The sequence below is a fragment of the Bradyrhizobium agreste genome, from assembly GCF_016031625.1.
Lineage (GTDB): Bacteria > Pseudomonadota > Alphaproteobacteria > Rhizobiales > Xanthobacteraceae > Bradyrhizobium > Bradyrhizobium agreste.
The window spans coordinates 119,464-138,870 of sequence record NZ_JACCHP010000001.1; the positions used below are offsets into that span (position 1 = coordinate 119,464).

Consider the following 19,407-nt stretch of genomic DNA (forward strand, 5'->3'; position numbering starts at 1 on the left):
GAATGGAGAACAGCCATGGAAGAATATATTGGTCTCGACGTGTCGATGAGAGAGACGGCAGTCTCGATCCGCCGAGCAGGTGAACGGATCTGGCGCGGCAAGTGCGCATCTGATCCAAGTATCGTCGCCGAGCTCATCGGCAAGCGGGCGCCGGCCGTAAAGCGAGTGGTGTTCGAGACCGGACCGCTGTCGGTATGGTTTTATCATTCTCTTCGCACCGAAGGATTGCCGGCGATCTGCATCGATGCGCGACATGCTAAAGCGGCGCTTGACATGGCGGCGAACAAGACGGACGCGAATGACGCCGATGGTCTGGCGCAGCTCGCGGAAGTCGGGTTCTTTCGTGAGGTGCGCGTAAAGGGATTCGACAGTATGCTGATACGCACGCTTGTCGCGGCGCGGACGCGGCTGGTCCGGATCACTACCGAGCTCTCCAATCAGATCCGCGGTGTCATGAAAACCTTCGGTCTGCTGGTTCCCGCCGGAAAGGGAAGCACCTTCGAGAAGAACGTCCGGAGCCTTCTTGCCGATCAGGACGGACTTGCATCGATCGTGCTTCCGATGCTGGAAGCCTGGCGTGGCATTCGCATCCGCGCCGCCGAACTCGGACGCCAGTTGGTCCGGGACGCGCGCCAGAGTGAGGCTTGCCGCATCCTTATGTCCATTCCCGGCATTGGTGCGATCACCGCAACCGCCCTCACAACAGCCATTGAGAGGCCGAACAACTTCAAGAAATCCCGATCTGTTGGCGCCTGGATCGGCCTGAGAACGAGCCGCTATCAATCCGGAGAAGTCGATTATGACGGCCATATATCCCGACGTGGCGACCACCATTTGCGCGGGCTTCTGTACGAAGCAGCTGCGGTCACTCTAACGCGCAGCTCAACCGACAGCACTCTGCGCACGTGGGGTCTGCAGCTCCGGCAGAGGATCGGCTTCAAAAGAGCTGCCGTGGCCGTGGCGCGCAAACTGGCGGTGATAAACGATGCTTAAAACCGGCGAGCTCTTTAATCCGAATGCCGGAGCTGCCGCATAAGTCCGGATAGCGTTCCGAACCTGAACGCCTAAGGCGTCCCTGCCGGGACGTGAGCCGAGCCATTCCGCTGATGCTGTTGCACTGCTGACTCAGCAAAGTGCGTCGTCCACATTGAAGGCTCGTCCCGGGAAGCGCCATCATGCGGCGGCTGATGCCGACCGCGAAGACAACCATGCACCCGGCAGTGTCTCCTCAGCGATTAGACGCTTGACGCCCCCGTTGCGATTAGACAACAGCATCAACAGCGTGGGGGTGCGGCAAGCCATGTCCCGTACCCAGTGCTCTGCCCGTCTTCGATGTCGCCGCAGACATTTGTACTTCGACATCGCCATCGCGCGAGACATCGGTCGAGATGGCGTAGTGTCGGGTAAAGCGCCGACTTGTAGTACCGACCATAGTAGTTCATCCAGCCTCGAATGATCGGATTGAACATCCTCGCCGGGTCGCCGATTCCCCTATCCACCCGGCAGCGTAGTTGCCACGCACGGATTTTCCTGTCGGATTGCGTCGTCGCGGTATTGCTGACACCGGGGCTGAAGTTGACGAAGTGCTTTCCCCAACGGTTCTTCGACCGGCGGCGCGGAACGTGTAGCCCAAAAAGTCGAATTTCTGTTCAGGATAATCACCTCGCCGGTCGTCATCCTTACAGAGACTATCTTCGTCTTTGCCGGATGAAGCTCCAGTCCGTATTCGGCAATGCGCTTCGCAAGCGCGTCCTCAGTCCTTGTGCCTGCCGCGTACTGTCGCAATGGCAGAGAATATCGTCGGCATAACGCTCGAACGGGACGCTCGGATGATTTCTACGCATCCACATCTCGAAGGCATAGTGGAGAAAGAGATTCGCCATCAGCGGGGATACCAGCAAGCCCCGCGGCGTGCCCTTCTCTCAGGGTTCAGGGGTGCCGTCTTGCATTTGAACAGGAACTTTAAGCCACCGTTCAATGTACATCAACACCCAAGCGCAGTCCGTGTGTTTCCGACTCGCCCTGAGCAAAAGCTCATGCGATATCGAGTCAAAATGGGCTCGAATGTCGAGATCGAGCACGAAGGGATGTGGCCTGCATCGGCGAGCGACCCCAATGGCATCGAGCACCGATTTTCCGGGTGGATATCCGAACGAATCTGGATGAAAGTGTTTCTCCAAATCCGGCTCCAGATATCCTTTGACGACCGCCTGAGCAACGCGATCCGACACCGTAGGAATTCGTAGCTGCCTCTTCCCACCATCGCGCTTGTCGATCTGCACACGCTTGTCCGGCGGTGGAAAGTAGCTGCCCGAAGACATTCGATTCCAGAGCTTGTACAGATTGCTCTGCAAGTCCGTCTCGAACATCTCGATCGACTGCTCGTCCACACCGGCTGCGCCCCGATTTGCTTTAACCCGTTTGTTACGCCTCCCAAACCCAGCGCTCGGGATGTCATACGGCTTTGCTTGATCCAAAAGAGTCCTCCCGTTTCCGGTTGTTCTTCAATTAAGCGGGACAGTGCCGTGCCTTCGCTCCGCCACCATTACAGTGCCTTCGTCACTGCTACACACGGCTCCGCGCCTGCATCGCACACTCAGACTCTTGTGGGGCTTCCACTTGAACCATTCCCCTGGCATCGCGATACAAGTTCGCACGTTCCGCACAGAAGCCTGAACCGAGGTCACGCAACCTCGCTCGCCGGACGCCGCCTGAGCCGTAAACAGGTATCGCTCAGACTGATCTCGAGATAACGAGTACCCCTTGGTTTCGACGTCTTCCCTACGCTTTCGACAGTTCATCGATGGCTCGCTTGCGATCGTCTCCTTAATCCTTACCTGACAGAGTCTTGCTCTGCTTTCTTGGTCTCGCTCACCATCTCGACCATTGGGCCGAAGTAGCAGCCGGTGGTTTGAACCCTCATCCTGCGACCCGAGTTCGAGGGTCCAACCCCATCTTCTGTGCAGCAAGGCTACTCAAAGGTGCTCTACATCACACCCCCTTCGCGCCGACCTGGCGCGCAGTCGTCCGCGTGTCGCACGGTCGCAATGCGACCTCGTGCAGGGCGACGACGCCCATTTGTGGGCGCAGAGATCGAAGATGTTGGCAAGCAGCGGGCTGATGTCTGCCCCTTGCGCCGTACCTACCCCTGTCCGTCTCTTACTTCTCGCCGCTCTCTCAATGAGCCGTAGGATGCGAGGATCGGCGATCCTGTGCGCCACCATCCGCAGCAGCCACTCGTGGTCGACCGAGTCGAAGAAGCAACGAATGTCGGCACCAAGTTCACGACGCTGGTTCATGATCGCCGTATGCAGGGCATCAAGCGCCATATGAACGATTCCGCCCCGGCCGGAAGCCGTAGGAGAACCCGAGGAAGTCGGCCTCATAGATGGCGCTCAACATCTCGGCCGCGGCGCTTTGGACAAATCCTTTCTAGCGCCGGCACACCGAGAAGTCGCTTACCACCATCGGCTTTCGGGTTGTAGACGCGCCGCACCGGCTGTGGCCGGTAGCGAGCAGTGTGGGCCCGTGCGCAGAGGTCGCGGATGTTATCCGTAAACCCTTCTTCGTACTCGCCACCCTTATCCCATCGATCCCCACGCTGGCCTGCCGCTTTTGTCGTCGAAACGCCCGAAGTAGAGCGTCTTCGTCGATGTGATGCAGCAGGGCCGTGAACCGGGTTCGGGCGGCCTGCTTGGCCGCTGCATTCAGCGCTCGAGGTTCGGCGGCAAAGCAACCCGGCTCTGTGTCCGGCCCCGGCCTCCTCGCGCAGACTCCCCTCGGGCTAGCCTCTCCCCTCCACGCGTCTCTGTTACCTTCGACGACTTCACAGGTACTATGGATGAGTCCGACTCCCGACCTCGGCTCGGACCGCGGCTCTGACACTGCCTTGTCGCTGTCCGCCACTGGAGACCAATCCAATGGACCCGGTCGGGCCTCTCATGTTACGATGATTACCTTCCATGCGTGATGCGGCCATCCACCCCGACGAAGCGGCGGCGTCTCGAATAACGACGATGCTCATGCTGCTTTTTCTTGTTTGGGGAACACATTCGGCCTCCGCAAACATCCACCTTTCGAGGCTCATTCCCGCACCCCGATGGCTCCTGTCTACACTTTGGACCGCGGCGTTGCCGCAAGGCCCGTCTTGCCCGCTTCGGTTTTGGCCCGATGGGACTTCCACCCACAAGCAATCATCAGCTTGGCATGACGTACTCCCGTGGCGGTGTAGCTGAGTGCGGGTCACCACGTTTGCCGCCATGAACCGGATCGGTCAGCTGGCGATTGCCGGGAAGCTGACGGCGGGATCATCGCCCAACGAAGTGATGGTTTCTAGTCTCATATAACCGCCGCGCTGGACCGCCATGGTCCTTCTGGTCGAGCAGGATTGCACCCACGACGCGGACGATGGCGTCTTCATCGGGAAGACGCCGCTACTTCAGTTCGGCGCTTGATCTCGCCATTGCCCCCTTCGAGCGGATTGATCGAGCAACCGAGGACATCATGAACCTGCGCACGCTCGTAGAGAAGATCCTCGATGCAGACCTCTTGCGAGAGATGATCAGCTTTGCCGCTCACCTGGTTCCTCGAATCAGGTTGGCTGTCACAGTCCAAACCTTACCGACGAATCATCGGTGACCACCCGCAAAGCCGCTCGCTCGCTACGGCGCTATTGAGGGCGCGGTTCGCGAGCGGCTTTGCTAGTCAGCTACGCCACCCTCTGGGACACCGTTGAACGCGCAGGACACGACAGTTGCGGCGCTCGGCGAGCGCATTTGTATCGAGTTCGCAGGACGTGACTGCGCTGCCGAGTGGCTGGTGGATCGGGCTTGTGCCACTTCGCATGGCGCGCGAGCACGGCCTCTATGGTTCCTCGGCCGGCGCGCGGCTTGTGGCGCGAGGAAGCGAGGAGGGCGCGATCTCGGGGCTTCTCGCTAAGCTCTGGATCGCCACGGGTGCGCGTGCTTCTACTTGAATGCAAATGCCGATGTGTAGAACTGACCGGGTTGTTTCGGGCGCGACATTTTGCCGCGAAAGGCCGTCAGCAATCGCCGCGTTGTGGCTGGCACAAAACCTGCTCCGCCCTCGATAATCCAAAGTTGGAAGAACGTCATGCCACTTCGCAATCCGCCTCCCCTCGTCTTTGGCCAGATTGCAATAAGCGTATCCTATTACTGCAATCTTCATTGCGAGCACTGCTATGTTCCCGAACAGTATAGAGCTCGATACAAGAGACGTCTGGAGCCATCACTGTTGACTATGAAAGAAATCACCAATTTTGTCGACGTTCTCGTTGAAAGATATAGCTTGAAAAAAGTCATCATCACCGGCGGCGAGCCGCTCCTCAAAATCGTGTTTCCTCGCTCTGCAGCCCTGATGGCTCATGCCGCAAACAAACGGGGCATTCATGTCCAGTTAAATACTGGGGGACTTGGCCAGATTCCGATTCGTGATGTTGCGTCGCTCTTCGACGATCGCGAGAAGCTAAGTTTCCAATTCAACTTTGATGCTGCAAGCGCGGAGGCGCTTGACCGTTTTCGGACCAAGCGGGGAGCTCACAAATCGGCACTCCGGCAGATGGCCGAGGCAGTCAATTGCGGAGCCTTGGTACAGGCTAGGATGATCGCTAATCGGCACAACATACACGAGGCGCTGGACGCCTATCGCATACTGTCGTCGATTGGCGTCCACTCTTTCAGAATTATGTCGACATTCGCCGCACGTATCGTTATCGACGACGAGAACGCACCTTTAGACGCGGCTGAGGAGATTAAAGAAATTCTGGCGGCCCTAATCGCAATGGCTGCGCAGACGTCGACACGCCTCGAGCTGCCGACTCCAATTCTCGTTGAAAGGGCTGAACCGCGGCCGAACGTAAGATTCACCGGATGCAACTGTTGTCTTGCTTCGGGCTACCTCTCTACAAACGGCGACCTCTACCCCTGTTCCTACGCAATCGGTGATCCCGACAGCCACAAGTTTGTTGTCGGCAACGTCCGGTGTCCGGGCTTTGACCTAGCAGCTTATTGGCGAAGAGCCCTTCAGAAATATCAGTCCAACAGCGGCTGCGCTCACTGTCCGATGCAGATTGAAAGCCGTGCGCTTGCTTGCGCATAATCGAGAGAACGGCCCTTCGCCACATCCCGCGACTTCAGCGGGAGTCGACTTTGCGTGGTGCAATGCCCCCTGGATTTCCGCGAGCATCATGAGAGGATCACCGTGCTCGGCCTTGACTTTGCTCGCAATGCTTTGGATTGGGCCGATCGAGGTGATTGACGCTGCCGTTCCATGATGATGGGGTGATCGCAGGTTCGAGGGGGCAACGGTGACCTCGGAATAACCCGGGAGTCGCAGCTAAGGGAGAAGCTTCGGAAGATCGCGGCGCTGTTCGCCGGTGCCGGAACTGCTGGTGAGCGCCTTGCGGCGGAAGCAGCGCCACAGAGGGGTTGATGCCCGGATTGAGGGACTGGCTCGCCAGATCCGTTGCATCGCCGCCGCAGCAATCGGCGATTTCGTCGCGGCGTGAAGGTCCCAGAACTTCCGCCGCGCATAGGCGGTCGTTGTGGACCCCGACGAAGACCGGCCGCCGTTCATTATGGACGAGGCCGTGTTCGGTCGATGGGTCCGTCAGCGAGCGCACTAGACCCTCGGAAAGGAATGAGGCGATCTCGGGCTCCTTTGCCGTGAAGCAGCACCTGCGGGAGACCTCGCTCCAATCCGGTATCCCGCGCACGTGGGTATCGAGAGCTGCCTGGGACGTCCGGTGAACGGGAATTGGGCGGTCTTTAAGGAGCTTGGCTTTAAGGACGAGGGCGGCTCTTGGTAAGATCGACGTCGCCGCGATCAAGAGGGACCACTTCGCCCGATCGTAATCCCGTACTGGTCAACAATCCGATTGGCGTCGTCATCGTACGGCCCCAAGAGGGTTACCTGACGAAATGAAGCTATAGGCGTCAATAAGAGACGCCAGCTCCGCATCACTTAGGATGCGCGGCGGCGGAATCGCCTTGGACCGCCGCGACCAACGCCGGGTGAGAGCATCACACAAGATCCGTTTTTGCTGCATCCGCGGCAGGCGCTGCGTCCAGCCACTTCAGTCCCAGCTCGACCAATTCGATTGCTTCCTTCCTCTTACCGGCCTCATAGTAATACTGTGCAATCGCCCCATAGGACAGGAACTTCGCACCCTCGCCGCCTCGCGACGGTTTCGCCGCCAAGATGTGTTCGGACAGCTCCTGGCCCATCGCAAAGCGCTCAGCACGGGGGAAATCGGAGTAGTCTTTCGACGGATCGAACAGCTTGCGAAGCGCCACGCTCATCCAGACCACGGATTTCTTATCGATTGCGTCACGAACCAATCGGCGCAAGACGGGCAAGCCAGCCGACATGTCGCGCACCTTGTGAAGCAGCAATTCCGCTTGAAGCGCACGCAAGGTAACCTCCTCTGGCGTCGCCGCAAGGGCCTCCTCTACCGCCGAAAGGGCCATCGGCCAATCCACACGCTTCATGGCCGATCTAAGTCTGGCGAGGATTGGCTCACTCAGCGCTCGCTTCTGCGATACCTCGCGCATTTTGTGTCGGCCCGATTTTATCCGCTCGCATCCAGAGCTTTCGCTTCTTTGGTGTTCGACCAGCATCCGTTCAGAACCTTAGGCAGGACGCCATCGAGCTGTGTCGAATGACCGATCCAACTTGGCTCTCGCTTCGTCTGCCGTTGAACGCTGTTCGTCAGCCGCGATCCCGGGGAACTCAACTCCGTTGCTCCCATATTTGTCTTGCAGGAGCGCCAAGTTCGGCATGGAGGCGAGACATGGCCTGCACAACGTCGACCCAAATGTTTGACAATGTACACGTGCTCGCGCTCGATGTTTGTGAGGGCCCAGCCATGTACCGAGCCTTCCACTTCGATCAGTGAAGCCAATGAACCGACGCCCAACGCTTTCTCCAACTGAACTTCACTTGCACTCTCACTCGAACAGGTCATCCCTCAACTCAATCCGCTGGCCCTACTACGTGAACTAGCAAGTCGCATGCCAACCAGCTGGCACTGGGGGATACTCAGTTTTCCTACTCCAACCCGTCAGCTTTGCGACGCTTGTCACACGCCCGACAACCTACTTGGAGGTTCGCAGGCAATCAACCGGCCGCATCAGGAGCAAAAGAGCGTTCATGATGTGCCTGTCCAGACAAACGAAAGCGAACTAAAACCCACACGAAGGTTGGCCTTCACCACTCGGCATTTTCAGTTTCCAAGATGCCGATCCGGGCGCTCGGGCTCACAAGCTCAACTGAGCTACCATCGCTCGTCCGCCTTTCGCTCGAGTGCGATCATTCATTTCCAGTTAGCTCTTTGAGTCAGGGGATTGTTAACCGACCAAGGGCCGAGAGTTGCAACGGAGAATGGAGTCTAGGGAATCAAATACGCTATTGCAGGGTGGTGTTCATTCTTTGCCGGCCATTGCTCGACAAAGACTGGGCCCGTTTACTGCACGGAAGGCTCACCCCAAACCTAGAACATTGAGCCCCCGATGTGCGCGCGAGCAATTCCGCTGAAGTAGTCTGCTATGATCAGACTAATTACGATGGTTATGTCGCTGTCACAATGCATTGGAGTGGACGATTGAAGTCGCACTGGAATGTTCCCCGGCTGAGCCCTCCGCGGACCGCCTTCCATCGACCGTCATCAGATATGCATCATGCCCGGCCGCCGCATTTACTTGGAATAGTCAATGGGGTGGCTGATTCGGGCCACGTGATAATTCAAGCCGACCACTCCACCTTGATCGCTGCTTGATAAATCGCTTGCGCGCTGGCAGGGATAATAGCAGCCGGCGGGAACTGCACGGTGGAGGGCATCGCCGGAGGCGTCGCGGCAAGACCCGCATAGTCGTATTCAAATTGACGGACCAAGCCACCGTTAGCGCTTGCCACACGGAGGCCCACCGTCGTGAAGTTCGTCGTTGTTAGCGGTGCTCCAGCCATTGCTTTGCCAAGCTACGCCCGCCTCGAAATAGATGAGCGTGCGCCCCTCGAGTTCCAAGAGTATAACCGATCCCACCGGGCCTGTGACAAAGACGTTGGGATCTGCCTTGCGCAGGTGGCGATCAAAAAAATCATCGTGGAAGGCAAGAGAGTTTATCGTGCCGTCGGAAACAGCACGGCTTACATCCAACTCGGCATCAATAGCCCACCTGTGCTGTCTGACCGCCGGCAACGAACATTTGGGCGCTGCCTATATCACCATGGATGAGTGGCCTCAAGGATCACTGGATGACGTGCAGGCATAACCACTACCGCCATGAAAACTAAAATATCCCCAGATCAGCTTCACAAGCTCGGACGAGACCTTCACCGCCCGGTCAGGTCCGCTAACAAGAGCCGCATATCACCCTACAAATAGCATGCGTACCAACCGCAACGTGGCCCTAAGGTCCTTGTTCTGCGGTCGCTCCCACGACCGTAGAATGAGCAGACTCCATAGCCGCCTGAACGCTCCGTGTTCGATGTTCTTTTATGGCCTCCACTCCAATGAGTCTGTCGCGACATAGGCTGATACGATGGGCGCGTCAGGTGCTAGCAGGGGGCCGAGGTCTGAGGCGCCGAGCTGCTTTAGCTCGCGATCTTGACCTTGGTCGCATTTAATCAAGCACCTCCGCCTTGACCGCGCTTAAAATGTCGAGCAGCGTCGCTTCTGGCATTGCGAATCTCGTTTGCCTTCGTTGCGATCGCAGCGATCAAGACCGATACATAGCGACTCGCTCTTACACGCGACATAAAATTTGGCGCCCCGCCCTCGCCGGCCATGCAGCCTTAACTGCCGTCTCCTATGATCTCTTTATCAGATCAAGGAGAACTCTCGATTCCTGGCCGAATGTGCCGTCCTCCTCGCCTGAGCTCAGCGAACTGTCGGAGCACGACAAACAGCGCAATTGTTCCGGCGCCCAACTCGGCGATGGCTTGACTGGCCAACACCCCGCTGAAGCCAGACATGACAGGGAACAAAAGTACCGCCGGTATAAAGAGATATCCTTGTCTCGCGAAAGACACAACCGCGCTGAGGCGCGCTCTCCCGAGAGACTGAAGCATCGTCGTCACGAAACTCTGAACACCGTAAAGTCCAAAAAATAGATGAAAGACGATGCAGCTCCAGACAGCAATTTCCGTGACCTTATCGCTGTCGCTGAACAGCCTGACCAAAGGCCGGACAAAAACCATAACGGTCGCGGAATACGCAAAGGACAGTGCCACCGTGATAGAGAGCATGAACTTCGCAACCTTCACTACACGGGCAAGATCGCGAGCGCCCCAACCGAACCCAAGGACAGCTTGACAGCCTATACAGAGGCCGGTGATAGGCAGCGCGCCGATGTTTAAAATTCTTACAGCTATTCCAACCGCTGCGATGAACTCGTCACCGAACCGAGCAGCAGCTCCGTACAAGAACATACCCGCAAGAGCAGATAACACGCTCGTCGTCGTCGCCGGAGCACCAATCAACGCGAGCTGCCTGATGCGATCTAGTCGCAACCAGACCCGAGATATCCCGACGAGGACGACCCCGCGCCGCTTGGCAAAATATCTGATGTAGAGACTGATGGCAGCTACCTGAGATAGCAACGTTGCTAAGGCTGCGCCTCGCACGCCCAGGCCCAATAGGAAGATGAAAATGGGATCGAGCAAGGCGTTCAATGTGAAAGCACTCAGCATGATCCACATGCTGAATCGTGTGTTGCCCTCGGCTCTCACAATAAAGCCGCTGACTATGTTTAGGAGCATCACGGTAGATCCCAGCAAGAGGGTCGTCGCGTACTCGAGCGCGATGGGCAGGATGGTGGGAGTTGCCCCGAGTGCGACGAAGGTGCCTCGTAGGCCTAACAGCAGGGCGACCGTCATAACGACGCCGATCGGAGCAGCGATCGCAAGCGCGGTACTCGCATCTCGACTCGCCTGCACCTCCTTACTAGCGCCAAGATGGCGAGATATGATGGAGGCGGTTCCAACACCGATCCCCTCTCCCGCCGCAGCTAGAAAGACGACGATCGGCATGGTCATGCTGACAGCTGCGATCGCCTGCGCGCCGAGTGCCCCAACAAAAATCGCGTTGAGGAGCTGCTGTAACGCGTTGACCGACAAGCCGATAACGGAAGGGACGGCGAGCCGCAGGAGAAGGCTCGGAAGATTTGGGTCCGATAGATCGATTTGGTGGTTCTGTTTGGGCATCGCCTTGCGATCGCTCTGGAGCTTCCGCCTCAGTCTGTGTTCGCAGAGACGCGCACGAGAGCTCCGCACTCGAGGCGTCCGAGCGCGGGGCGGATATTGAGACCGAAGTGCCTCGTGCATTTGAAAAACGCTGAGCAAGTGCCGTGCCATCCTCGGCCAGGCGAAGAGAAACGTCAGAACGCCAGGACCGCGTATCTGGTCCGGAGTAGGACAGCCAAGGCGGAAGCCGTCCTTAGAGTTGCGCGAAACGCGACAGCGAAGGCTAAAGCTTCGAGTCGCGGCTCTTCGCAAACGAGAGCACGACCGCAATCTATCGCCGAAATTGACATGGGTCCGCTTAGTCTAGCGCAGCGCAGCCTTGTGATCGCACATAAGGTGGCTAGTGGGGCGCCCTCGATCTTCAGAGAGCGAGCACCGTCTCCACTACGCTCGCCGAATAGCCGATTCCATATGGCAAGGCCTCATCGTTGAAGTCATACCCTGGGTGATTCAAGCTAGCTGTCGATCCGTTGCCCAGAAAGATGATTGCACCCGGCCTCGCTTCAAGCATGTAGGCAAAATCTTCTGAGCCCATCCGCGGGCTTATCTTCTCATCGACGCACGCAGGTCCGACCAAAGCGCGCGCCGCTTTTATAGCGAGGTCAGTTTCTCCCGGGTGATTGATCGTGACGGGGGCCGACCTTCGGTATTCAAATTCGACATCTGCGCAAAATCCGCGCGCGATGCCTTGAGCCGCAGCAAAACTCTGCCCTTGTGCGAAGTCCCGCAGGTCAGGCACAAGAGTTCTAACACTGCCCGCCAGCTCTACTTGATCAGGAATGACGTTGTAGGCCTGCGCCGCCTTGAGTTTGGTCACAGATATCACGAGCGCCTCCATCGGGTTTGTCTTGCGAGACACCAATGCTTGCAGCCCGACGATAATCTGTGCGGCGATAACTACCGGATCAATGGACTCCTGAGGTTTAGCGGCATGGCCACCCCTGCCTTTCACAACAAGATCGAACTCGTCGAGAGCCGCCATGATCGGACCTTGGCAAATACCGAAACGGCCAACTTTTATTCCTGGCACATTGTGCAGCCCGAACAACTTAGCTGTTGAGAAACGGTCCATGATTCCAGCCTGAACCATCCTTTGGCCGCCCTCTCCACTCTCTTCAGCCGGCTGGAAGATCAAGGCAACCGATCCCTTGAAGCGCCGAGACGCAGCAAGGTATTTCGCGGCGAATAGCATGGCCATGTGACCGTCATGCCCACAGGCGTGCATCTTGCCCGGTACTTTCGAAGACCAGAGCTTGTCGGACTGTTCAAGTATTGGAAGTGCGTCCATATCCGCGCGTAGTGCGATCGTGGGCCCCCTTCGAGACTGGCCGTAGATCACGGCGACGATTCCGGTTTCCGCTACCCCCGTTTCGATATGATCCACGCCGAAGGAAGCGAGCTTCTCGGCTACAACTCTGGCCGTCTTGTCAAGCCGATAGTCAAGTTCAGGATTTTCATGCAGCTGGCGGCGCCAAGCAGTTGCCTCGGCCTGCAGATGCTGAAACGTTTCGATGCCATTCATGCTGAGACCGCGGCTTGAAAAAGCTTGTGATCTGTACAGCTGAGCACTTCGGCGCCAAATTCTGTAACAAGCACATGCTCGCTGCAGCCGAACAGATGCCCAGTTTCCCCGAACAAGATAATCGGAAGATGAAAGGTCATTCCCGGCTCTAAAATTTCCTCCGCGGCTGGCTCTAGGCTAAGGTTTCCACGTTCTGTCCAATGGATGCCAGTTTGGTACCCGGTACGATGGCGAAACGCCGCTGGCCGTCCAGATCGCTCAATCACCTTGCTGGCCGCAGCGTCCACCGCCTTCGCGGCCACCCCTGGTTTTATTGCGGCAATGGCGGATTCAAGGGCTTCCACCGAAAGAGCGTGCAGCGCTTCGGTCTCACGATGCCGACCAAGCACCGCGCTCCGGACCAGGCCTGCGGCATAGCCGTGCTTGATGCCGCCAATCTCGATCATGGCCGGTTCATTGTTTCGGATGACGTGAGGCGTTGGGACACCGTGCGGCATCTTCGTCCGGTCGCCGAACACGAGAGTGACGGATCGCCATATTTCGCCGCCAGCTTTGCTGACCTCTCGAGCTATGGCAGCGTACGTTTCCGTTTCGCTTACACCTTCGGACACCGTATTTTGAAACACGAGTACGGCGAGATCGGTTGTTGTCATTGCTTGACGCATCACATCGACCTCAAGCGGGCTTTTGACTGCGGCGACTAATGCAACTAGATGAGAAGCGTCGGCGACTTTCATGCCGGGACACAGTTCTCGTATGGCACTCAGATCAGCCGGCGCAAGATTCCAGCATCCGAATTCGAGACCCACTCTCCGATCGTGCAGCCGATGTTGGCGAAGAACATCTGCGCAGGTCCTAGCAACATCACCTACGTGCCTATAGCAAACGACCTTATCGACGCATCCCTCGGCACGGACAGCCTCGCCATCGTACTCTCTTACAACGAAAACCGGCGCGTGCCCGGGTGCTAAAATTAATGGGAACGGAGCGAAATACCCGCCAAATCCATGATAACCAGTAAGGTATCTGAGGTGGCCGATAGCGGTAACCACAATTGCGTCAAGTTCTGCGCGCGCTACCGCTTCAAGCACCTTCCGCTGACGGCGATCGTACTCCGACGTTGGGAATGGAAGCCCAGCCCTAGGAATTCCCGAACCTATCGTTGCCTGCATGGAGCTCTCCAGCTTCGGCGGTCCCGCGCCTGCGAATTTCATCGAGCACGCGTTCTCGTCAAACACTCAGGGATTGGACAGAGCGATCTCTGATCCGTGGTTGGCGCCTCAACCGTCCGTAGCGACTATTGAAGCTCTCCGAGAAGAAGCTCGCAACTGCCGGGTTTAGTAGTTTCACCTCGTCGGGGCCTCGTCCGAGCTGACCGGCTTCAATTCGAGCAAAAAAGGAGCACCGTCAGGATCACATCTCAGCCAATCGTCTGATTTAGCTTCACAAGGTGCTTCATCACGGCATCGAGCCGAAAAGGCATCGACCAGTGCGCTACTTGACTTGCATGAAGAACGCCGCGCTCCAACAGCTGCCTATCCTGATGGTGCGGCGCTGGCGATGGCACGCGAAGTGATTGATAACGGCACGACCAAATATGGCTATGAGCAGAGAAAACTTCTGAGGCCGCCGCCTTTCTCAAACAATATATCCCTGCGCCTGTAACAATCACACTGATTAATCGTGACGATAAGACTTGCTAAGATATCAAATGGTCGCCAGTCCTTTGTTTCTCGCGAAGGCAGGTTTACTGGCAACACGACAAAGCCGCCGGCCGCGTTTGCTGGCACAAGCCACGAATTTTCCCGTTTGGGCAAGCTCAGCGCCGCTCACGCACCGAGCCCTCCTGAGCGATCGAGGCCACAAGTGTACCGTCTCGCCTAAATATAAGCCCTCGGGCGAGACCACGGCCGCTCTGCGCGCTGGGCGAGTCCTTGGCGTACAACAACCAATCGTCGGCACGGAAAGGACGATGAAACCACATTGCGTGGTCAAGACTTCCGGAATAGATTCGTCCGTCAAACAGTGTGCGCCCATAGCGTGCCATCACCGCATCCAGCAGCGACAAATCCGAGGCATAAGCCAGTGCGCATATGTGCAGTGCGGGATCATCGGGCAGCTTTTTCGCGGCCTTCATCCACATATGAAGCCTTCCGTCCTCAATTCTTTGGCCAACATACCTGCCGATTTCGACGGGACGAAGCTCGACTGCACGATCGGGCTCATAGTAGCGGCGAACGATGTCGGGCAGATCGGTTTGTAGTGCGATCTTAGACAACTGTTCCGCTGCGAAATGTTCAGGCGCTGGGACAGGCGGCATCTTATCCTGGTGTTCGAACACCCCTTGTTCACCCTTGTGGAACGAGACCATGCTCGAAAAGATTGTGCTACCCTGCTGGGTCGCTGTGACGCGCCGTGTCGAATAACTTCTGCCATCGCGGAGGCGCTCGACACTGTAGATCAAGGGCACCTGGGGATCGCCGGTGTGGATGAAATAGCAATGCAGCGAATTCGGTAGCCCGGATTCGATTGTGCGACATGCCGCAAACAGCGCCTGTCCAATGATAAGACCTCCGAATACCCGTTGCTCGCCGAGGTTTGGGCTCTTGCCGAGAAATACGTCGCCCCCAATCGAGTCGAGGTTGAGAATTGCTGCAAGGCCGATCAGGTCTTTTTGCATTCAAAAACTCTTACGTGTTTAGTGTCACCGGAGCGGTGCGGCCGAGGGCCCAGGGTCGTGGGCCTTCGATGGATAAAGCATTATTGTAACCCGCATTTCGGCGCCCGGGATTCTGAGTGCTTCTCCGCTTGCATCACACGAGGAGCGACGATTCACATATCCAAACCTTGAATGCCGCCCGCCTGTGACAATCATTCTGGCTGCTGCAATTGGCGTGCCGCACATCAGCACAGGAGATGGACCAATAACGAAGTTCTTATGGCGTCAGCATTGGGAGCCTTGTGAGCGATTGGTCCAGGACATGTCGTGAACCAAACAGCCGGCATGCGACTGGCTTGGGCAATATTCGTTGCGAAGCTCATATGAGCTCCTTCCTAGATCCGCAGGTCCAACGGCTCAAGGAACCAGATCTTGCGAAAGCGGCTTAAGCCGACTCTGCTTCATCTCCACAGGCTGCTGTAGCAATGCCCGCGTGCCAGCGGTGGCGATTGTAGAAGCGATCGATGTACGTGAACATCTGGCACTCCGCACCATTTCGGATTTCGTATTTGCGATTATGGACCAGTTCAGTCTTGATCCTTTTGAAGAAGCTTTGCTCCAGGGCATTGTCGTAACCACCGGCTTTGCTGCCCGCCTAATCGGAAGCCGGTGGCCTGCGGCGTTTGTTGACACTCGGTTAAAGCATCTTGGGTGCCGCGTGACGGATCAGGTCGACATCGGACTTTGGGCCATTGATCTCCATCTCAATGCGGCGAACCGCACGGCGGCCATATGCTGTGGGTCTCCAAGCCTGCCTCGCTTCTTTGGAGCGCTCAAAGCGAGCTTCGACGTCCCCTCACGCGTGGGCTCGGCTCCGAGAACGGCAAAACGGCCATTGCACTCTCGGTCTCAAGCGCGCGATCAGCCGTATCATCGCGGGCATGAAGGCCGCTATTGAATGCTCCCTACATCGTAGGTGAGCTAATTAGCCTGCGCGACGCATCCATGCGGACGTTGCCTCGGGCCTTCGTGCATGTCGGCGAGAGCCGCTAAAGCGAGCCAACCGGGCAGCCGATTTGGTGACTGGAACCGCCCGCCCGCTGCTCAATGCAGCAGCGTCAGGCCGTTCTTGACGACCGTCACCCGGCGCTCTCGCACGCAAGCTTCGAATGAGATCGAATTGTCGTCCTTCCAAAGATTGACGGTAACAACTTCTCCCGGGAAAACCGGCGCCGAAAAGCGGGCGCGGTGACGATGAAAGGCAGACGGATCGTAGTCGGCGTAAGTCTGCAGGACCGCTCTGCAGGTCAGCCCATACGTACACATTCCGTGCAGAATGGGCCTTGGAAAGCCGGCTCGACAGGCGAACTCTGGATCACTGTGCAAAGGGTTTCGGTCGCCAGAGAGACGATAGATCAGGGCTTGGTCAGGTCGGGTAGAGATATCGAGTGATCTATCTGGCGGCCGGCGCGGCACTTGATGTGGCTCGGGCATCCCGCCCGATGGCCCGCCGAAGCCGCCGTCCCCTCTGGCGAAGGTCGACGAAACGATTGTGGCGATCTTGTCGCCGCTCCCGTCTCTGACAACCACCTCGTTCTGAATGATCGCTCCTTTCTCTTTACCTTTGTCAAAAATTCCCCTCACACGCGCGTCCGCTGTCACGTTCGCGGCGACCGGCATAGACTTGTGAAACGTGATGTCCCGCTCGCCGTCAACAACCATGACGCGATTGAGATCGATCGCACCAGGGCGCGCGCCCCAAACGCAGACGGAAGCAAACGTCGGCATTACCTTTAACGGCTTGGACCTTGCAAATGCTTCATTGACAAATTTCAGCTCCTCCTCGTTCAAGGGATCTGCCCCCATGCCCACTCCAAGTGCATAGAGCATGACCTCCCTGTCAGTCCAGGAGTAGGGAACTCCACAAGTCTTCAGGCTTAGCGCAGCTGGATAGTCGATCGGCATCCGAACCTTTCCTCCGTTGAGAACCTGGGCGCCGCCGCGAACTCAACCTGAGTGTGTTTCGTGGGGTGGGGCGTACAGCAGGAGCTCCGTCTTGGTCTGGAGGGCATGCGTCAGATCTCATTCGTCGGGCAGATCATCAAGCCAGCAGGCTGTCGCTACGTGCGGTCGGGAAAAGATCTTGCCGATCTTCTCGGGGACCTTATTCTGATGGTATCGCATATACACCCGGCCATCCTGCCCTAAATCCAACATCTCTATTTTTCCTGTGTAATGGGACATGATGTATTTAAAAGTTTTCTCTATCCCGCTCAGACGTTGGTTGATGCCGCGCACAATTTCTAGTCCGCGCCCCAGCGCGACTTGGAAATGCGAGGCGCCCTTCACCGGCCTCGCTTGGAATAGGTAGTACGGCCGCACTCCGATTTCTTGGCATTTGGCAAACGTCGCAGCTAATATTTCGGGATCATCGTTGACTTTGGCCAGAAGCACGGACTGATTGAGCAACTGCACACCCTGTGCTCGCAAAGCGCGAACTTTTCTCTCCACGGCGGATGAGATCTCACCTACGTGATCGAAATGCGCGACGATGATTGGGGATTTACCCGCCTTGTGGATACGCTGGAATAACGCCGGTAGAGCGGAGTCGTCAAACCGCTTTGGCGCATAGGCCAGCATTTTTGTGCCAAATCTGATCGACTTCAAATGCTCTATTGACAGCAGATGATCGACGATCTTGTTCAGATTGGACGTGCTGAGCACGAACGGGTCACCTCCGGAAAGGAGCACGTTCGTCATCTCAGGATGGCAAGCAATATATTGCGCGACCTGGCCGAAGTCGGGAGCGATTTCATCCGAAACTTTGCCCACAATGCGCTTTCGAAAACAGTAACGGCAATACGAGCCGCAGCGCTCCGTAACCAGCAATAAGCCTGTCTGCGCGTACTTGTGCTGCAATCCCGGCACAACCGTGTTGTCGTGCTCGCCGCTCGTATCCAATGTGCCGGGGCTGTCGAACTCTTGGATTGAGGGCTCCACGATGTACTTCAACTGATCGGAATAACCGCTCTTGATGATCTGTTCGCGATAAGACTTTGTGACATGATAGGGCGTGATATTGTTGACTTGCAGCTCACGCTCGCTAACGATGCGAGTTTCTTCGATGAACTTGAAGGCGTGTGCTCTGCAATCCAGCTGACCAGCTGCCGTTTCCATCACGCACCTCGTCTGCGCCAATCAGGCGCATTTTTTGATTAATGCTGTCTTCCTCATCTACAATACAGCACCATCAATAGATCCATACCTACCTAGTGTGGTAAGTGCTCTCGAAATCGACAATGGGTAAAGCGCACTGGTACTCGCGCCAGGTTGCGGCGAAAGGATACAAGAGCACGCTGAGATCGCACTGTATCGCACGGGATGCCAAAATCGGCCGAAGTCGTAGTAGCTCAGCGAACTGGCGCAACATAACGAATAGCGTACCACTCCAGCGCCGAACTCAGCAATGCCTTGACTGACCAACAATCCACTGAAGCCCGATATGACAGGGAATAGGGTACGGCCGGTATGAAGGGATACCCTGCTTGGCGAAAGACACGACTCCGCTGCGGCCAGCTCTTCCCAGCCACTGAAGCAGTGTCGTCACGAAACTCTGAATACCGTAAAATCCAAAAAACAGGTGAAAGACGATGCAGCTCGACACGGCATCAGTGACATCATCGCTACCGCTGAACAACCGGGCCAACGGTCGGACAAAAGCGATAAGGCCTGCGGAATGGGCAACGGAAAGCACAATGGGGATAGAGACCATAAACTTCGCAACCTCGTTAGTTCGCAGACCCAATGCTGGCGCATCAAACCGATCGGAGTCGATGGCATTGGCTGCACCTCGGAAAACGAGGTAGGCTCTGGCGGCGCGGGCCCGAGCGATGTGATATGGCCTCAACTCGTCGATGACTGTTGATCCTGAGCTTGTTCGCGCGTGATGGCCCGCCTCTGGCGACTG

General features: G+C 57.1%; 13 protein-coding genes and 2 pseudogenes. 4 read left to right on the forward strand and 11 right to left on the reverse strand.

All coding sequences use genetic code 11. From position 1 onward, the window contains the following. Positions 1-15 precede the first annotated feature (15 nt). A complete protein-coding gene (locus tag HZZ13_RS00440) occupies positions 16-993 on the forward strand; it encodes an IS110 family RNA-guided transposase (RefSeq protein WP_376707006.1) in 978 nt (325 codons plus the stop codon). A 281-nt stretch (positions 994-1,274) separates the two neighbouring features. On the opposite strand, the gene HZZ13_RS36495 is transcribed toward HZZ13_RS00440, so the two are convergent. From HZZ13_RS36495 to HZZ13_RS36505, 3 genes and pseudogenes are all read right to left on the reverse strand, one after another. Beyond that, a complete protein-coding gene (locus HZZ13_RS36495; RefSeq protein ID WP_311972571.1) occupies positions 1,275-1,499 on the reverse strand; it encodes a group II intron maturase-specific domain-containing protein in 225 nt (74 codons plus the stop codon). A gap of 189 nt (positions 1,500-1,688) precedes the next feature. Next, a pseudogene (locus HZZ13_RS36500) lies at positions 1,689-2,369 on the reverse strand (reverse transcriptase domain-containing protein). Between the two features lie 1,904 nt (positions 2,370-4,273). Then, positions 4,274-4,518: pseudogene (locus HZZ13_RS36505) on the reverse strand (transposase); the annotation flags it as partial. A gap of 594 nt (positions 4,519-5,112) precedes the next feature. On the opposite strand from HZZ13_RS36505, the gene HZZ13_RS00455 reads away from it, so the two are divergent. After that, positions 5,113-6,117 carry a radical SAM protein gene (locus tag HZZ13_RS00455; RefSeq protein WP_197957741.1) on the forward strand — a complete coding sequence of 335 codons (1,005 nt, stop codon included), beginning with the start codon at positions 5,113-5,115 and terminating at the stop codon, positions 6,115-6,117. Between the two features lie 923 nt (positions 6,118-7,040). Here HZZ13_RS00455 and HZZ13_RS36510 read toward each other — a convergent pair. Further along, positions 7,041-7,508: a hypothetical protein gene (locus HZZ13_RS36510; RefSeq protein WP_246504218.1), complete on the reverse strand. Its 468-nt coding sequence runs from the start codon at positions 7,506-7,508 to the stop codon at positions 7,041-7,043. A gap of 1,439 nt (positions 7,509-8,947) precedes the next feature. Here HZZ13_RS36510 and HZZ13_RS00465 point away from each other — a divergent pair. Beyond that, positions 8,948-9,250 (forward strand): hypothetical protein, encoded by a 303-nt coding sequence (locus HZZ13_RS00465; RefSeq protein WP_197957742.1) that lies wholly within the window; start codon positions 8,948-8,950, stop codon positions 9,248-9,250. Positions 9,251-9,843: 593 nt separating this feature from the next. Here HZZ13_RS00465 and HZZ13_RS00470 read toward each other — a convergent pair. The 3 genes from HZZ13_RS00470 to HZZ13_RS37120 form a co-directional block, all read right to left on the reverse strand. Next, positions 9,844-11,220 (reverse strand): MATE family efflux transporter, encoded by a 1,377-nt coding sequence (locus tag HZZ13_RS00470; protein WP_197957743.1) that lies wholly within the window; start codon positions 11,218-11,220, stop codon positions 9,844-9,846. A 400-nt stretch (positions 11,221-11,620) separates the two neighbouring features. Further along, a complete protein-coding gene (locus HZZ13_RS00475) occupies positions 11,621-12,781 on the reverse strand; it encodes an amidohydrolase (RefSeq protein ID WP_197957744.1) in 1,161 nt (386 codons plus the stop codon). Further along, positions 12,778-13,995, reverse strand: a complete 1,218-nt coding sequence (locus HZZ13_RS37120) for a M24 family metallopeptidase (protein WP_311972572.1) — start codon at positions 13,993-13,995, stop codon at positions 12,778-12,780. The genes HZZ13_RS00475 and HZZ13_RS37120 overlap by 4 nt, the downstream gene beginning before the upstream one ends. Positions 13,996-14,284: 289 nt before the next feature. Here HZZ13_RS37120 and HZZ13_RS00485 point away from each other — a divergent pair, with 289 nt between their 5' ends. Then, the gene (locus tag HZZ13_RS00485) at positions 14,285-14,446 is read left to right on the forward strand and encodes a hypothetical protein (protein WP_197957746.1); all 162 of its coding nucleotides are present in this window, start codon (positions 14,285-14,287) and stop codon (positions 14,444-14,446) included. 154 nt (positions 14,447-14,600) lie between these two features. On the opposite strand, the gene HZZ13_RS00490 is transcribed toward HZZ13_RS00485, so the two are convergent. From HZZ13_RS00490 to HZZ13_RS00505, 4 genes are all read right to left on the reverse strand, one after another. After that, the gene (locus HZZ13_RS00490; RefSeq protein WP_197957747.1) at positions 14,601-15,461 is read right to left on the reverse strand and encodes an acyl-CoA thioesterase; all 861 of its coding nucleotides are present in this window, start codon (positions 15,459-15,461) and stop codon (positions 14,601-14,603) included. Between the two features lie 424 nt (positions 15,462-15,885). Then, complete coding sequence (locus tag HZZ13_RS37525; protein ID WP_197958071.1) at positions 15,886-16,062, reverse strand: IS3 family transposase; 177 nt, start codon at positions 16,060-16,062, stop codon at positions 15,886-15,888. Between the two features lie 482 nt (positions 16,063-16,544). After that, on the reverse strand, positions 16,545-17,405 hold the full coding sequence (locus HZZ13_RS00500; protein WP_197957748.1) for a MaoC family dehydratase: 861 nt from the start codon (positions 17,403-17,405) through the stop codon (positions 16,545-16,547). A 117-nt stretch (positions 17,406-17,522) separates the two neighbouring features. Then, on the reverse strand, positions 17,523-18,617 hold the full coding sequence (locus tag HZZ13_RS00505; protein WP_197957749.1) for a KamA family radical SAM protein: 1,095 nt from the start codon (positions 18,615-18,617) through the stop codon (positions 17,523-17,525). Between the last annotated feature and the right edge of the window lie 790 nt (positions 18,618-19,407).

Coding starts and splice junctions, on each gene's coding strand:
- HZZ13_RS36510 (WP_246504218.1), bottom strand. CDS start 7,508: ATGAAGCGTGTGGATTGGCCGATGGCCCTTTCGGCGGTAGAGGAGGCC.
- HZZ13_RS00470 (WP_197957743.1), bottom strand. CDS start 11,220: ATGCCCAAACAGAACCACCAAATCGATCTATCGGACCCAAATCTTCCG.
- HZZ13_RS00500 (WP_197957748.1), bottom strand. CDS start 17,405: ATGCCGATCGACTATCCAGCTGCGCTAAGCCTGAAGACTTGTGGAGTT.
- HZZ13_RS00475 (WP_197957744.1), bottom strand. CDS start 12,781: ATGAATGGCATCGAAACGTTTCAGCATCTGCAGGCCGAGGCAACTGCT.
- HZZ13_RS37120 (WP_311972572.1), bottom strand. CDS start 13,995: ATGAAATTCGCAGGCGCGGGACCGCCGAAGCTGGAGAGCTCCATGCAG.
- HZZ13_RS00455 (WP_197957741.1), top strand. CDS start 5,113: ATGCCACTTCGCAATCCGCCTCCCCTCGTCTTTGGCCAGATTGCAATA.
- HZZ13_RS00490 (WP_197957747.1), bottom strand. CDS start 15,461: ATGCAAAAAGACCTGATCGGCCTTGCAGCAATTCTCAACCTCGACTCG.
- HZZ13_RS00440 (WP_376707006.1), top strand. CDS start 16: ATGGAAGAATATATTGGTCTCGACGTGTCGATGAGAGAGACGGCAGTC.
- HZZ13_RS00505 (WP_197957749.1), bottom strand. CDS start 18,617: ATGGAAACGGCAGCTGGTCAGCTGGATTGCAGAGCACACGCCTTCAAG.